15 protein-coding genes and 1 pseudogene are annotated in these 13,869 nt (G+C 63.6%); 8 read left to right on the top strand and 8 right to left on the bottom strand.

All coding sequences use genetic code 11. The features are described 5' to 3' along the window. Positions 1-55: 55 nt before the first annotated feature. Together ACNS88_RS13840 and ACNS88_RS13835 are read left to right on the top strand one after the other, a co-directional pair. Complete coding sequence (locus tag ACNS88_RS13840; protein ID WP_435098855.1) at positions 56-916, top strand: glycoside hydrolase family protein; 861 nt, start codon at positions 56-58, stop codon at positions 914-916. Positions 917-1,150: 234 nt separating this feature from the next. Continuing rightward, positions 1,151-1,519, top strand: a pseudogene (locus tag ACNS88_RS13835) (DUF4260 domain-containing protein); the annotation flags it as partial. 212 nt (positions 1,520-1,731) lie between these two features. Here the strand turns inward: ACNS88_RS13835 and ACNS88_RS13830 are convergent. Further along, on the bottom strand, positions 1,732-2,061 hold the full coding sequence (locus ACNS88_RS13830) for a HalOD1 output domain-containing protein (protein WP_435098852.1): 330 nt from the start codon (positions 2,059-2,061) through the stop codon (positions 1,732-1,734). A 335-nt stretch (positions 2,062-2,396) separates the two neighbouring features. Continuing rightward, positions 2,397-3,443 (bottom strand): threonine aldolase family protein, encoded by a 1,047-nt coding sequence (locus ACNS88_RS13825; protein ID WP_435098849.1) that lies wholly within the window; start codon positions 3,441-3,443, stop codon positions 2,397-2,399. Positions 3,444-3,595: 152 nt separating this feature from the next. On the opposite strand from ACNS88_RS13825, the gene ACNS88_RS13820 reads away from it, so the two are divergent. Beyond that, positions 3,596-5,122 carry a carboxypeptidase M32 gene (locus ACNS88_RS13820; protein ID WP_435098846.1) on the top strand — a complete coding sequence of 509 codons (1,527 nt, stop codon included), beginning with the start codon at positions 3,596-3,598 and terminating at the stop codon, positions 5,120-5,122. Position 5,123: 1 nt separating this feature from the next. Here the strand turns inward: ACNS88_RS13820 and ACNS88_RS13815 are convergent, their stop codons facing one another. Further along, a complete protein-coding gene (locus tag ACNS88_RS13815; RefSeq protein ID WP_435098843.1) occupies positions 5,124-5,336 on the bottom strand; it encodes a PLDc N-terminal domain-containing protein in 213 nt (70 codons plus the stop codon). Between the two features lie 512 nt (positions 5,337-5,848). Between ACNS88_RS13815 and ACNS88_RS13810 the strand changes: the two genes are divergently transcribed. From ACNS88_RS13810 to ACNS88_RS13800, 3 genes are all read left to right on the top strand, one after another. Then, positions 5,849-6,850, top strand: coding sequence for a transcription initiation factor IIB (locus ACNS88_RS13810; protein ID WP_435098840.1), 1,002 nt, complete (start codon positions 5,849-5,851; stop codon positions 6,848-6,850). 100 nt (positions 6,851-6,950) lie between these two features. Continuing rightward, the gene (locus ACNS88_RS13805; protein ID WP_435098837.1) at positions 6,951-7,130 is read left to right on the top strand and encodes a DUF7836 family putative zinc-binding protein; all 180 of its coding nucleotides are present in this window, start codon (positions 6,951-6,953) and stop codon (positions 7,128-7,130) included. Positions 7,131-7,298: 168 nt separating this feature from the next. Next, entirely contained in the window at positions 7,299-7,532 is a 234-nt protein-coding gene (locus ACNS88_RS13800; protein WP_435098834.1) for a UPF0058 family protein, read from the top strand. 102 nt (positions 7,533-7,634) lie between these two features. Here ACNS88_RS13800 and ACNS88_RS13795 read toward each other — a convergent pair whose 3' ends face one another. Together ACNS88_RS13795 and ACNS88_RS13790 are read right to left on the bottom strand one after the other, a co-directional pair. Next, a complete protein-coding gene (locus tag ACNS88_RS13795; RefSeq protein ID WP_435098980.1) occupies positions 7,635-8,078 on the bottom strand; it encodes a DUF555 domain-containing protein in 444 nt (147 codons plus the stop codon). 95 nt (positions 8,079-8,173) lie between these two features. Then, positions 8,174-9,100, bottom strand: coding sequence for a DNA-3-methyladenine glycosylase family protein (locus tag ACNS88_RS13790; protein ID WP_435098831.1), 927 nt, complete (start codon positions 9,098-9,100; stop codon positions 8,174-8,176). 119 nt (positions 9,101-9,219) lie between these two features. On the opposite strand from ACNS88_RS13790, the gene ACNS88_RS13785 reads away from it, so the two are divergent. Beyond that, positions 9,220-9,717: an SRPBCC family protein gene (locus tag ACNS88_RS13785; protein ID WP_435098828.1), complete on the top strand. Its 498-nt coding sequence runs from the start codon at positions 9,220-9,222 to the stop codon at positions 9,715-9,717. Between the two features lie 48 nt (positions 9,718-9,765). On the opposite strand, the gene ACNS88_RS13780 is transcribed toward ACNS88_RS13785, so the two are convergent. Both ACNS88_RS13780 and ACNS88_RS13775 read right to left on the bottom strand, forming a co-directional pair. Continuing rightward, a complete protein-coding gene (locus ACNS88_RS13780; RefSeq protein ID WP_435098825.1) occupies positions 9,766-11,355 on the bottom strand; it encodes an ATP-binding protein in 1,590 nt (529 codons plus the stop codon). Between the two features lie 96 nt (positions 11,356-11,451). Then, positions 11,452-12,339: a DMT family transporter gene (locus ACNS88_RS13775; protein ID WP_435098822.1), complete on the bottom strand. Its 888-nt coding sequence runs from the start codon at positions 12,337-12,339 to the stop codon at positions 11,452-11,454. A gap of 154 nt (positions 12,340-12,493) precedes the next feature. Here ACNS88_RS13775 and ACNS88_RS13770 point away from each other — a divergent pair, with 154 nt between their 5' ends. Then, a complete protein-coding gene (locus ACNS88_RS13770) occupies positions 12,494-12,799 on the top strand; it encodes a DUF8124 family protein (RefSeq protein WP_435098819.1) in 306 nt (101 codons plus the stop codon). A 17-nt stretch (positions 12,800-12,816) separates the two neighbouring features. On the opposite strand, the gene ACNS88_RS13765 is transcribed toward ACNS88_RS13770, so the two are convergent. Then, entirely contained in the window at positions 12,817-13,689 is an 873-nt protein-coding gene (locus ACNS88_RS13765) for a DUF7504 family protein (RefSeq protein WP_435098816.1), read from the bottom strand. Positions 13,690-13,869: the final 180 nt, after the last annotated feature.

The raw sequence follows: 13,869 nt of genomic DNA, 5'->3' as shown, positions 1-13,869 counted from the left end.
ACTCCTCCCGCGCGGATGCCCGCCGTTTTTATCCGTCACTCCCGTAGCGGCCCACATGTACGGGGTCGTCACGCGCAACGCCGACGAGGTCGAGATGGAGCCGTTCGATCTCGGCTTCTACGAGGTCAAAGACGTCACCGGGCGGGCGGCCGCCCCGCTGCCGAGCGCCGTGAACATGGTGTCGTGTTTCGGGGACAACGCCGCGGCGAGCGAGAATCCCGATCTCGTCCCGGTCGACGAGCGCGGCGAGCCGGCGACGCGCGACCGCGATTACTTCGACTGGGCGTACATCTGCCCGACCCACCCGGAGTACCGCGAGGGGCTCTTGGAGATCATCGAGGACTGCGCCGCCGAGAACGACGACGTGCGCCTCGACGACGTTGGATTCCCGCGGGAGGGGTTCTGCCACTGTGATCGCTGTGAACGGCTCTTCGCCGAGAGCGATCGCGAGGACTGGAGCGACTGGCGTGCCGACGTCATCACCGAGTTCGTCGCCGAGGCCGCCGAGCGCGTCCCCGGTCGGACGTTGCTCACGCTGTACCCCGACCCATACCCCGGCCATTTGCGGGCGCGGGCCGGGCTCGACCTCGACCGGCTCGCCGAACACGTCGACGAGTTCGTGGTCCCGCTGTACGACACCGAATACGCGACGACCTACTGGCTGGAGACCATCGCCCGCGGGTTCCGCTCGCGGCTCGGCGGCGACTACGACGTCCACGGCGCGCCCCCGGAGACTCCGTTCTCGCTGGAGCTATACGCGGTCAACGTCGATGTCGACGACCTGATCCACGCCATCGAGGTCGCTGAGACGTACGCGAAGGACGTGTTCTTCGGCTACGACGCCAGCAACGCCGCCGCCGCGCTGCGCCGGAAGGACGCCGACGAGCGCGACGGCGAGGTTCACCGGCCCGACTGACTCGGCGGTCAGACTGACACGATCGGAGCCGCGTGAACGAGGGTTTAAGTACCGGAGCGGCCGACCTTCACTCGACCGGCCGCCGGTGTGCGACACAACTGGTCGTCTCGCGTTCGCGTGGGGCGGTCACCTTTCAACGTCCGCACCGTAGCGGCGGTCGCCCTACACTACTGAGCCACCGGCTCATCGATCGACTCTTCGAAGCCAGCCGTATCGAAATCCCGAGTTAGTGAAATGCGCTATCACGGGTCACTACGAGTATTTATTCTCGATCCGTGTATTACTGTCATGAAACCACAGTATCTACTTCGCTTGGAAGGAGTCGCGATCGGCGCTGTGGCGACTGCGTCGTATTTCACGATCGGCGGTCCGCTGTGGCTGTTCGTGGTCCTTGCGCTCGCTCCTGACGTCGCAATGCTCGCGTACCTTGCTGGTCCTCGGGTCGGCAGTACCGTCTACAACGCGTTCCACACGTACCTCGCGCCGGTCGCGGTCGGAGCAGTCGGGGTGTGGCTCGGCGTGTCGCCTCTCATCTGGGTCGCGCTCGTCTGGGCTGCTCACATCGGCGTTGACCGTGCCGTCGGCTACGGACTGAAGTACCCGACCGGATTCAAAAGAGAACCGAGGCGGATTCCCCGCCCCACCGTGGGTGCGGTGAACGTCGGTTTGCTGACCTTCTTCCCCTTTGACCGGCGTTCGAGACGGCCGGTGATGGCTTGGGCTGCTTGGTGCGTGGAGTAGTGTTTATGACTGATACGAACGCGCTCCTCCCCTCCCTACTCGCTCCTTGAGGAAGGGGACTCCGCGCTACCGCTTCAGTTGAAGACTGGTTTCGGATCGGTGAGTTGAGTGTTATCACAGATTCGAATACGACCGTCATCCCGAATGAACACATTCCAGTTGTTGACCTGGAAACTAAGCAACGTCTCCGCTTCGGATGCGCCCTTGTGCTTTCCGAAGAGATGATTGATGGCGTCAGGATCCACGAAGTCATAGATCGGTGGAAGTTCAAGCGTATCGACCCCAGCTGCTTCTGCGAGAGCTTCTATAGTGGCTTCTACCGGCGATATGTCGCTTTCGGGGTCATACTCGGCATCCACGACTGGCTTACAGGTACGATAGACGTTTAATGACTCCTGTCCCATAGATCCTAATTATTCTATATATTATTGAATTTACTGATAAAACGAGCATCACGAGTTGTAACATGGACGGTGTCGCTGAGTCATGTACGGACTACACCTATCGAGACTTCCTACTGAACGATCCACTCTGATCGAATTGGGAGATGATTCTGTGCAAGCTACGCGCGATGTATCTCGGACAACACTCACAGTCTGTATTTACCTGATAAGACACACGGTGGTCAGTACGCACCCCCCATCGGTCATTTCGGACCAAACAACGGTTGAAGAAGAGGATGACAGTAGCGCTCAGAAGCCAGTTATAAGCAATCACGGAGCAGTTCGGAGTTCCGAACCTACGAAAGCTCCGCGAACACGTCCCCAATTCGGTCGATCGCGGCGTCGATATCGTCGCGGTCGACGTCGAGGTGGGTGGTGAACCGCGTCGTGTACTCGTCGAACTCCACGCAGCCGACGCCCGCGTCTTTACAGGCGGTCACGAGGTCGGACGCGTGAACACCCGCGTCGTCGGTGTGCGCGACGACGATGTTGGTGTCGGGTTCAGGCGCGTTGACTCCCGGAAGCGCGTCGAGGCCGGCGGCGAGTCGCTCGGCGCTGGCGTGGTCGTCCGCGAGGCGGTCGACGTTCTCCAAGGCCAAGAGGCCGGGCGCGGCGATCATCCCGGCCTGTCGCATCCCGCCGCCGAACAGCTTCCGGACGCGGCGCGCGGCCTCGACGAACGCCTCGTCGCCGGCGAGGATCGAGCCGACGGGCGCACCCAGCCCCTTCGAGAGACAGAAGGTGACGCTGTCGACCGGCTCGACGATGTCGCTCGCGTCGACGCCGAGCGCGACCGCGGCGTTGAACACGCGCGCGCCGTCGAGGTGGACGGGCACGTCGGCGTCGCTGGCGACCTCGGCCGCTGCCGCGATCTCCTCGACCGGGACCGCGACCCCGCCGCGGTAGTTATGGGTGTTTTCGAGCGAGAGGAGCCCGGTACCGGGGCGGTGGAGGTCCTCCTCGACGAGCCCCTCCCGAACGGCATCAGGCGTCGGAACGCAGCGATCGCCCGCGTCGATCGTCCGAGTCTGCGCGCCAGAGAGCTTCGCGGCGCCCGCCAGCTCCCACCGGTAGATGTGAGACTCGCGCTCTAAGAGGAGTTCCTGTCCGGGGTCGGTGTGGACGTGGACGGCGATCTGGTTGGCCATCGTCCCCGAGGGGACGTACAGCGCGGCCTCGGTGCCGACCGCCTCGGCGGCGCGACGTTCCAGCTCGTTGACCGTCGGATCGCCGCGGTACACGTCGTCGCCGACCTCGGCGTCGCGGGCGGCCTCGCGCATCGCCTCGGAGGGAGTCGTGACCGTGTCGGATCGCAGGTCGATGGTGTCCTCGTCGATCTCCATTCGTTGCCGGTGGTTCGACGGCCGGGCAGAAATAGGTCGCGCTCGGGGCGGGCCCGTCCACCGCCGCGGGCCCGTCCACCGCCGCGAAACGAGCGAGAACGCCCGCTTCCGCGTCCGGTCCCTTCTTAACCGACGCAGCCGATCGATGCGGTATGGCAACGGAAGCCGCGATCGACGACGGAGCTGACGCCCCCGACGCGTACGACGCCCTTCTGGACCGGGTACAGCGCTGGAACACGGTCGGGAGCGCCGCCGGGGTGCTCGGGTGGGACCAGCAGGTGATGATGCCCGAGGGCGGCACCCCCGCTCGGTCGAAGCAGCTCTCGACGCTCTCGTCGATCCGACACGACATGATCACCGACGAGGAGACGGGCGACCTGCTCGACGAGCTCGCCGACGCCGACCTCACCGAGGAGCAGGCGGCGGTCGTTCGGGAGGTCCGCCGCGACTACGAGCGCGCCGCTTCCGTCCCCGTCGAGCTCGTCGAGGAGATCTCCGAGACGGGCACGGAGGCGCTGCAGGCGTGGGAGGAGGCGAAAGCCGAGGACGACTTCGAGACGTTCGCGCCCTACCTCGAGAAGCACGTCGAGTTGAAACGCGAGTACGCCGAACATATCGATCCCGATCGAGACCCCTACGAGGTGCTGTTCGAGGACTACGAGCCGTGCCTCTCGATGGAACGCGCTGAAGCGATCTTGACCGAACTCCGCGAGACGCTCGTCCCCATGATCGACGCGATCCGCGAGTCCGACGCCGACCTCGCGGTCGACACCTTCGAGGGGACCTTCGCCGAGGAGGACCAGGAGGCGCTGGCGCGCGAGACCCTCGAACTGGTCGGCTACGACTTCGACCGCGGTCGGCTCGACGTCTCCTCGCATCCGTTCACCGCGGGCAACCAGTTCGACTGTCGGGTGACCACCCGGTTCGACGAGTCCGACCCGTTGGGGGCCGTCGGCTCGACGATCCACGAGTTCGGCCACGCGCAGTACAACCTCGGGCTCCCGCAGGAACAGTTCGGGACCCCCCTCGGCGAGTCGCGAGACCTCTCGGTCCACGAGTCGCAGTCGCGGCTCTGGGAGAACCACGTCGGCCGCAGCCGCGCGTTCTGGGAGCTGTTCCTCCCGACGTTTAATAAGTACTTCCCGCAGACCGAGGATGCCACCGTCGAGGACGCCTATCAGGCGTTCAATCAGGTCCACGAGGACAACCTCATCCGCGTCGAGGCCGACGAGCTCACCTACCACCTCCACGTCGTCGTCCGGTTCGAGATCGAGCGCGACCTCGTCCGCGGCGACCTCGCGATCGAGGACGTGCCCGAGGTCTGGAACGACAAGTACGAGGAGTATCTCGGGATCCGACCCGACACCGACGCCGAGGGGTGCCTGCAGGACATCCACTGGAGCCACGGCAACTTCGGCTACTTCCCCACCTACTCGCTCGGGTCCGTGATGGCCGCTCAGCTCTTCGAGGCCGCCGAACGCGAGATCGACGACCTTGACAACGCGATCGCGGCGGGCGAGTTCGACGACCTCCGCGAGTGGCTCGGCGAGAACGTCCACCGCCACGGCTCTCGCTACGAGACGAACGAACTGGTGAAACGCGCGACCGGCGAGGAGTTCTCGGCGGACGCCTTTACCGACTACGTCGAAGCGAAATACGGTGAGCTGTACGGTATCTAGGTCAGTACTGATTTCGGCCGAGCAGTAGGTACAACACGATCCCCAAAAGCGGTGCGAAGAACGCGACGAGCGCCCACAGGAACGCGGGCTGGTCACTCCGCTGTTGGGCGTCTGAGTAGATCCAGACGATGATACCGAGATGTGCGAGTAGCATGAGGAGGCCGAACAGGAAGAAGAGCGCACCGGCCCCTCCCTGTAGTAGTGTCGGGGACATCACCTCGAACGACTCGACCCGAAAATAAGTGTCTTTGGCTGCGGCGGCTGGCCCAATCCAGTCGGGGACGCGGCGACGCTCGTCGTCTGGCGGCGGATACTACGCGGAGGCCGGGCGATTTCGACCGACTCGGTCGGGAGCGGCCTGGAGCGGTGGAGGTAGGCGGTGCGCCGACGATCGCGTGGCGCGGGATGATGGCGTCACACGTCCTCCAGCGGGTCGGGCTCCCGTTTCTCGTTCGGATCACGTAAGACCAACGGCCGGACCGGTACAGCCACCACCATTTATATATCTCTGGTGAATTCACAGCGCCTCACCGACAGGTCACCGAAAGAAGTGGATACCCGTAGCACACGCTCATACCGGGATTCAAGGCGTTTTTATCTATCAGAACTGATATACCAGCAGAAACATTTATATACTCTGGGTGCTTACTAATAGTTAATGAATCGTCGACTCCCGACGCCAGTATTTCTGTTGGGAGTTCGATCGGTGAACCCATCATGAACACCATGTCAGAAACACACATACGCGGCTACGACGGCGAGACAGAGCGAGACCGAACCGCGGAGTCGACCGAATCGACGGCCGACGAGACGGAGTCGGTAGACGAGCAGACCACGACCTGCCCGGAGTGCGACGGGAACCTCGTGAGCGACACGGAACACGGCGAGACGGTCTGTACCGACTGCGGGCTCGTCGTCGAACAGGACGGGATCGACCGCGGGCCGGAGTGGCGCGCGTTCGACTCCAGCGAGCGAGACAGCAAGTCGCGCGTGGGCGCCCCGACGACGAACATGATGCACGACAAGGGGCTCTCGACGAACATCGGCTGGCAGGACAAGGACGCCTACGGCAAGTCGCTGTCCAGCAGCCAGCGCCAGAAGATGCAGCGGCTGCGCACCTGGAACGAGCGGTTCCGTACCCGTGACTCCAAGGAGCGCAACCTGAAACAGGCGCTCGGCGAGATCGACCGCATGGCCTCGGCGCTCGGCCTCCCGGACAACGTCCGCGAGACCGCCTCCGTCATCTACCGCCGCGCACTGAGCGAGAACCTCCTGCCGGGCCGTTCGATCGAGGGCGTCGCGACCGCGGCACTGTACGCCGCCGCGCGGCAGGTCGGGAACCCCCGGAGCCTCGACGAGTTCACTGCCGTCTCGCGTGTCGAAAAGATGGAGCTCACCCGGACGTACCGGTACGTGATCCGAGAGCTCAAGCTGGAGATCCAGCCCGCCGATCCGAAGAGCTACGTCCCCCGGTTCGTCTCGCGGCTCGATCTGTCGGAGGAGACCCAGCGGCGCGCCCGGGAACTGCTCGATAGCGCCAGCGAAGACGGGATTACCAGCGGAAAGTCACCGGTCGGACTCGCCGCCTCTGCGGTGTACGCGGCCGCGCTCCTCTCGAACGAGAAGGTGACCCAGAGCGAGGTGTCCGCGGTCGCCGACATCTCCGAGGTCACCATCCGAAATCGGTACAAGGAACTTCTCGACGCGAGCGAGGGACTGACCGCCTGATTCGAGTCGGTCACCGTCCGTCAGCGGCTCTCCCGGAATACGACGCCTCAAATCGGGGCCGCCACGTACGTTTTTAACCCGGCCGGGTGTACGTCGGTCTATGGTGGATGCGTTTGTCAGACTCGTCTGTCCGGAGTGCAACAAGGAGTGGCAGGACAACCCTGCTGAGCTACAGCGCCTTCGTTCGAACTTCAGCTGTCCCGACTGTCACGCGACGCGACGACTGACGGAGTTCATGCGGACCGAACGCGATCTCGAGGCGGTCAAACAGTTCCAGTAGGTCTAAACTCCGATCGCGCGCTCTTCTCAGGCGCACATGCGAGAAACCTTCCCGATCGATAACGCGAAAAGACGCGTCTCCACGCCCGAAACGGGAATCTCGGGACTACCCATGGTAACGTGACTCAGGATAGTAATATAAACCTCCGGTAGCAAAGAACTGGTACTCATGAAGAAGCAGGAGCTTATCCACCTTCACGGCCTCCTCGCGGAAGTACGAAAGCAGTGCGAGTTTTGGGACGAGAACACCGACCTCGAAGCTTACGAAGAACTCGGCGTCAAACCGACATCGATTCACAAATCGAAGACCGACCACAAAGCCGCTGTTTTTAAGCTGACCGAAGGAATCACCGAGCCGATGGACGAGTCCGAGTCGGAGCCGCTGGCCCCGACCGCAGACTGAGCCTTCGTCGCTGCTTGGCGACCGGATAGTGACACACCGAGTAGCAACGTCGTCTGCAGGAGGCTGCCGAGCGCCCTGTCGCGAAGTTGTGTATCCCGAAAGTCAGCCCCGAGAGTCGGTCGCGTCCTCGTCGACATCGCGGTCGATCGCGTCGTCAGGCGTCGAGTCGCCATTCTCTGGGTTCTCCGTCGGCGACTCCTCAACGGAACTGTCTTTCATCTCCTCGACGTCGAGCACCTTCAGCGGGATGTTCCGGAGGCGTTGCCCGATCTCTTTGCGGGCGACGCGGCTCGCGTGCTCCTCGCGGTCAACGTTGAACACGTCCATCTCCAGTTCGAGCGCGACGAGGGCTTCGTCGGCAGCGACGAACGCTGGCGGAAGCTCATCGCCGCCGGGCGACGTGCGGCTCCCAGTCTCGATCTCGACGTAGTTGAGGTCCGGGTTGAGCATCTCGCCCGTCTTCGAGATGGCGATCCGGACCGCTTCGTCGGCGGTCTCCACGTCGTACACCGGAACGGCGGCCTCGACGACGACTCGGCAATCCATCACGAGACCCAGTATCACGCCAATCGGCATGAAAGTTCGGCAGACAGGTCCGGGGGCGACACAGCGTCGGTCCCGGCAGAGCGACTCCCGACGGCCTACTCGCCGCCCGCGCGGAGGTAATAGAAGACGTACGTCTGCGCGTAGCCGGCGAACTCCCCGCCGAGTCGCTCTCGGATCGCACGCGACGTATCAGTGTAGTTTCCCCGCTCGCACTCCGGGTAGTACTCCTCGATCGTCGTCCGGATCCACGTGTCGAGCGGAACCGCCTCGAGGAACCCGAGCGAGAACAACAGGACGCAGTCGGCGACCTTGTCGCCGACACCGACGAACCGCGTCAGCGACTCTCGCGCCTCCTCGTAGGGGAGATTCGCTGCCTCGCGGGGATTCGCCTCACCGGAGGCGACCATTTCGGCAGTCCGCTGCACATAGGGGGCGCGGTACCCCAAAGAGAGGTCGCGAAGCTCCGCCTCCGTTCGCGACGCGAGCTGGTCCGGGGTCGGAAACGCGTGATACTCCTGGTCGTCGAGCGCGACCGTGTCGCCGTACGTCTCCCGGAGCCGACGCTGCATCCCATGGATCCGCGCGACGCGCATCTGGGCTGAGCAAATGAATGAGATCAGACACGGAAAGACCGGATCGCGCGTGAGTCGCATCCCCTCGTAGGCCTCGTACGCGCGGTCGAGGAGCGGGAGGTTCGGGGTCGCGTCGAGGACGGCGTCGAGGTCGTCGTCGAGTCGGAACAGGTGTGTCAAGAGAGGGACCGCGTCGACCGACGACTCCCAGTGGAGCGTTCCGTCGTGAACGCCCCCCTCTTGTCGCACTCGAACGGGAATCCGCTCGTCGATCACTCCCGGAATCGGGTCGACGACCGTTTCGTACCACGCGTCGCCGCCATAGGCGTGGAGAGTCTCGTAAGTTCCCCCGTCGGCGCGGTTCCAGAGGTAGCTCTGGCCGCTCTCGACGGTCGCTTGGAGATCGAACGCCCCGGCCAGATCTGCGACGTTGATCGCGCCTCGCTCCATTACAGATTCGATGGTGTTGCGGCCGTATGCGGGTTTCGGTCGGCCGGGCGCGCTCAGATCGAATCCGATACGTAGCCGCCGAAGTGGGGGTTTTTGCCCGTTCGTCTCCTAAATAGGGTATGCCGACGTACCGACGGACGACCCGCGTGCCGGCCCCCATCGACGAAGTGTGGGCGTTTCACTCCACAATCGATGGGCTCCGCGAACTCACACCCGGTTGGATGAACCTCCGGATAGAGGGCGTCGAAGGGCCGGATGGGACCCCGGATCCGGACGTACTCACTGAGGGATCCGAAATACGAATGTCGATGCACCCGTTCGGCGTCGGGCCGCGACAGCGGTGGACCTCCCGAATCACCGAGCGCGACCCGGCGGGCGAGACTCTCCCCGGCGATCGCGCCCGCTTCGTCGACGAGATGTCCGGCGGACCGTTCCGGAAATGGGAGCATACGCACGCGTTCTACGCCGACGGAGAGAAGACATTACTCGTTGACACCGTCTCGTACCGGCTTCCCTTCGGTCTACTGGGGGACGCCGCGGGCCCGTTCGCGAAAGTCGGGTTCGAGGGGATGTTTCGGGATCGACACCGCCGGACGATGGATCGGTTCGAACCGTAGCGCCAGGATCGAGGGCGCGCATTGCGGAGTGGTGACCGCTCCGGTGATTCAGACAGGCTTCGGGGCCATCTTCGTCTCGAAGGCGATCTCAAACACCGCGCCGTCGTCGTTGCGGACATCGATCTCCCAGCCGTGAGCGTCCACGATCCGGTCGACGATGGCGAGCCCGATGCCCGAGCTGTCTGCGGTCGAGAACCCAGAATCAAAAAGAGACTCCCGAGTGTCGAGCGGGACGCCCGGTCCGTCGTCGATGACATATATTCCGTTGCAGGCCTCACCGGTCAGTGAGCCGACCTCGATCGCAACGCTCGGACCGGCGTGGTCGACGGCGTTTCGAAAGAGGTTCTCGAAGACCTGCCGAAGTCGGGTGGGGTCAGCAGGTATCCGTCCGAGATCGTCTGCGATCGTTAGCGTCGCGTCGGGTGCACAGACCGTCTGCCAGGCCTCCTCGGCGACGCCAGCCACGGAGGTCGGCTCGGTCTCCCCAATCGCTTCCCCGCGTTTCGCCAACATCAGGAGGTTGTCGATAAGCGATTCCATTCGCGTCACCGATCGGTCCATCGCCTCGTACGTCGACGGCGAAATATCGGGCTTTGCCATGTCTAAGTACCCCGATAGCACATTGAGCGGGTTTCTGAGATCGTGGGAGACGACCGAACTGAACTGCTCGAGCTGCTCCGTTCGGCGACGGAGTTCCAGCCGCCGATCATTGCGCGCGATGGTGTACGCGATCAGATCGGCGAACGTCCGATAGAGGTCCACCTCCTCGTCGGTCCACGCGCGCCACGCGTCGGTCTCGAAAGCCAACACGCCAAGCAGGTCCCAATCGGCGACGAGCGGAACGTGGACAGTCGCTCGGGAATTACCTTCCTCCTCGGAGGACGAGTCGCTCTCGGTCGGCGAACACTCCACCGGCTCCGACGGAACCGACGACCGGACCACGTTCTCGAACGTCGAGAGCCGACCGGGCTCAGGAAAGTCATCGAGCGAGCGCGGTGCAGCGTCGCAGCCCTCAGGACACCACGCGTACGCGGGATCGAACGTCTCACTCTCCTGGAGGTAACAGACGATCCGATCGAGTTCAGCGTGTTCACCGACGTTCTCGATGGTCCAGCTGATCTTCGTGTCGACCTCGTCTGACTGTGTGCTCATCAGCGTCGATCCGGAGTCCAGAAGGACCTCTCGGAGCCGGTCGGCGTCGTCAGACCCGAATCGGACCCGCCCCGGGTTCACCGAGTCGGCCAGACGCTCGGTGAGCGGATCGGGCTCGGAACCAGCTGCCGCCTGTTCGAGTGGGAGACCGGTGATGACGTCGTCAACGCCGGTCCGAAGTGCGAGACGAAACCCCTCGGCGGTCTCCGCCTCGAGTATCACGATGACGGGGACGCTGTCCGGCGTCGCTTTGAGTTGATCAGCGACCAAAGAATTCCCTGCCGCCTCTGTCGTCGTGACGATCCCGCAGGAGTCAGCCAGCGGTCGCAGATCGGGGTCCTCGACCGCCTCCAGTAGCACCTCTGTGGCCGCCACTCCGTACTCCGGAGCCTGCGAGCCATCCCACGCCGCCTCGACCGCACGTGCCACGCGCTCCCGCACCTCCGGATCGTCTCCGACGTACGTCACGGTGGAACGGCTACGCATACGGAATATAGGCGCCAACCGCATTTGAAGGTTAATCCGCAAATATCGGCTTCGAGAACGTCACACCCTCGTTCGAGGAGTCGCTGACTGGAAGAGTCACGTCTCACTTCCGGTCGTGGTGAGCGTGATCCCCGCGAGAACGACAGCGCCGCCGACGAGCGTGAACATCGTCGGAGATTCCGAGAGGAACACGAACGCGAGGACTGTTGCCCCGACCGGTTCTCCGAGTAGCGACACGGAGACGACGCTCGACTCCAGGTGCGCGAGTGCCCAGTTGACCACGGTGTGTCCCAACAGCCCCGGACCGACGGCGAGACCGACGAAGAGCGCCCACTCACTCGGTGGGTATCCCGTCAGTCCGTGTCCCTCAACGAGGACGATCGCGAGAAGCGAGAGCGTGCAGACGCCGTAGACGACCACTACGTACGGCACCAGTGCGACCCGCTGCCGAATTGACCGACCGGCGAGTACGTACCCGGCGGCCATCACGGCACCGAAAAGCGCCAGTCCATTCCCGTATAGCGGCCGCGGGCCGATCAGCACGCCACCGAGGAGATCGCCGAGCGACATCGCTGCCATTCCCGCGACGGCGACGATAATACCGACGGTCATACGCGACGTGACGCGCTCTCGCAACAGGAGCCACGCACCGAGCACGACGAACACCGGCTGTGCTTGGACGAGCGTGACGCTCGCGGCGACGCTCGTCCAGGTGAGACTTTCGAACCACGCGGCGAAGTGTAACGCGAGCGCGATTCCCGAAACCGTCGCAAATCCGATGTCTCTGCGAGTCATACCGGCGAGCTGTGTCCGGTAGCGCCAGAGCGCGACTGGAACCAGCGGCAGCGTCGTGAAGAGCACTCGGTAGAACGCGGCGACAGCGCTCGGCGCATCGCTGAGGCGGACGAGAATCGCCCCGCCGCTCACAGCGGTCACCGCGACCACGAGACCGATAGTTGGCGAGACGCGCGGGTCCGTCGACATCCGTGTGACTCTCGGGTTCCAATCGCACCCGGTTACCGGTTTCGGGACGTTCCGACCGGAGAGCGTACGCAACTTGCCCTCAAGATAGCGCCGGCACCAAGCCCGTATCGACGCGTCCGACGATACTTTAGAAACGGAACCCGAACGTCCGGATATGTGTACAGACACGTTCGGGGTCGGAATCCGTCTCACTGAGGAGGAGTTCCAGTTCGTCGTCGGTGTCCCGTCCGACGTCGACTCCGGTTGGACCGATCCGGAAGAGTTCCAGTCACTCGTCGCCGAGACGGTCTGGGAGCGACTCGATCGCCAGTCCGTGTTCGAGTCCGTGGCCGACCGTTTCCGAGCCGGTGAGACGGCAACGCTTGGGACGGTGACTCTCAAACCCGACGGTACTGTGGTCTCTCACGACCTCGGAACTCCGTCACCCACCGAAGAAGACGAGGAGAAAAGTCCAGAGTAACGGAAAGACGCCTACCGTCACTCGGCAAACGCCCCGTCATCTTCGCCGACCGCGACCGTCGCCCCGAGCGCCCACAGACGCGCACCGCTGTACGCGGTGAGATCGTATCGCGTCGGACCGACGGTCTCGCTCCAAGTATCCAAGACACCAAGCGTAACCAGTCCCGACAGCGTCATGCCGAGTGTCCGCGGCGTCGTCTCCGGTTCGGAAATTGCGGCGTGGACCTGCTTCGCCTGCGGATAGTTTCGTTCGCACTGCTCAATCCCGACTCGCGCTTCGGCCCAGTGGCGACAAACGTAGCCGAATGTCGTCGGATCATCCCGTCGAAACTTATCGAGGACCGCAGCGATCGAGTGATCAATTCGGTCTACATCGTCAACAGGATCGAACAGTGACGCGACGACCGGTGCGGTCCGCTGTGTAAACGAGCACCCAATCACGACCGTCCCTTCGTGGTCATCGAACTGGGCACACACCCCGTCGACGAGCGCGATCACTGCGTCTCGACCACGCTCGGCTAACAGCGGCTCGATGTCATCGATAATCACGGCAGGCTCGACACCACGAGCGTCCGCTACGTGATCTCCAACCACATCGAGGATCCGCTCGACATCGGCCCCCGCGCCGAGCACCGTGTAGGCGAGCCGCCGGTCAGGTACGAGTTGCGTAGTGGCCGCGGTACCGCGCGCGAGATCGCTTACAGAAACAACCGCTTCACGGTCTGGTACCGTCCCATTCGCTCGACCCCACTCGCGTCGCCACTTCTCCATCCCCGTTCCGAACAGCACCGAAATCACCCGCTCCGGTACATTCCCGTCGAGGACCGGTGGTCGTCCACGATCGGACACGCGCACCGCGAACTCGCGAGTTGATCGTGTCGGAACGGTCATCGTTACTTTCTCTTCAACAAGACTGTTCATAAACTTATGGGGACGCAACTCAATATTGAGAATTCCGTCACCTGAAACGCGGTCGGGTGTGAGGCCCGGCACGACCGCTCGCTGTATAGCAACACAGCCCACGGACACGATGTCCGTGGGCTGAAAGTGTGTGGGAGTATACTCCCGGAT

Origin of the sequence: Halorubrum shenae (assembly GCF_051194165.1) — an archaeon.
Lineage (GTDB): Archaea > Halobacteriota > Halobacteria > Halobacteriales > Haloferacaceae > Halorubrum.
This window is presented reverse-complemented; position numbering and strand designations above follow the sequence as displayed.

What these genes read in the sequence shown, in the direction of transcription:
- ACNS88_RS13840 (WP_435098855.1), top strand. Translation starts at nt 56, where the DNA reads ATGTACGGGGTCGTCACGCGCAACGCCGACGAGGTCGAGATGGAGCCG.
- ACNS88_RS13830 (WP_435098852.1), bottom strand. Translation starts at nt 2,061, where the DNA reads ATGGGACAGGAGTCATTAAACGTCTATCGTACCTGTAAGCCAGTCGTG.
- ACNS88_RS13825 (WP_435098849.1), bottom strand. Translation starts at nt 3,443, where the DNA reads ATGGAGATCGACGAGGACACCATCGACCTGCGATCCGACACGGTCACG.
- ACNS88_RS13820 (WP_435098846.1), top strand. Translation starts at nt 3,596, where the DNA reads ATGGCAACGGAAGCCGCGATCGACGACGGAGCTGACGCCCCCGACGCG.
- ACNS88_RS13815 (WP_435098843.1), bottom strand. Translation starts at nt 5,336, where the DNA reads ATGTCCCCGACACTACTACAGGGAGGGGCCGGTGCGCTCTTCTTCCTG.
- ACNS88_RS13810 (WP_435098840.1), top strand. Translation starts at nt 5,849, where the DNA reads ATGTCAGAAACACACATACGCGGCTACGACGGCGAGACAGAGCGAGAC.
- ACNS88_RS13805 (WP_435098837.1), top strand. Translation starts at nt 6,951, where the DNA reads ATGGTGGATGCGTTTGTCAGACTCGTCTGTCCGGAGTGCAACAAGGAG.
- ACNS88_RS13800 (WP_435098834.1), top strand. Translation starts at nt 7,299, where the DNA reads ATGAAGAAGCAGGAGCTTATCCACCTTCACGGCCTCCTCGCGGAAGTA.
- ACNS88_RS13795 (WP_435098980.1), bottom strand. Translation starts at nt 8,078, where the DNA reads ATGGATTGCCGAGTCGTCGTCGAGGCCGCCGTTCCGGTGTACGACGTG.
- ACNS88_RS13790 (WP_435098831.1), bottom strand. Translation starts at nt 9,100, where the DNA reads ATGGAGCGAGGCGCGATCAACGTCGCAGATCTGGCCGGGGCGTTCGAT.
- ACNS88_RS13785 (WP_435098828.1), top strand. Translation starts at nt 9,220, where the DNA reads ATGCCGACGTACCGACGGACGACCCGCGTGCCGGCCCCCATCGACGAA.
- ACNS88_RS13780 (WP_435098825.1), bottom strand. Translation starts at nt 11,355, where the DNA reads ATGCGTAGCCGTTCCACCGTGACGTACGTCGGAGACGATCCGGAGGTG.
- ACNS88_RS13775 (WP_435098822.1), bottom strand. Translation starts at nt 12,339, where the DNA reads ATGTCGACGGACCCGCGCGTCTCGCCAACTATCGGTCTCGTGGTCGCG.
- ACNS88_RS13770 (WP_435098819.1), top strand. Translation starts at nt 12,494, where the DNA reads ATGTGTACAGACACGTTCGGGGTCGGAATCCGTCTCACTGAGGAGGAG.
- ACNS88_RS13765 (WP_435098816.1), bottom strand. Translation starts at nt 13,689, where the DNA reads ATGACCGTTCCGACACGATCAACTCGCGAGTTCGCGGTGCGCGTGTCC.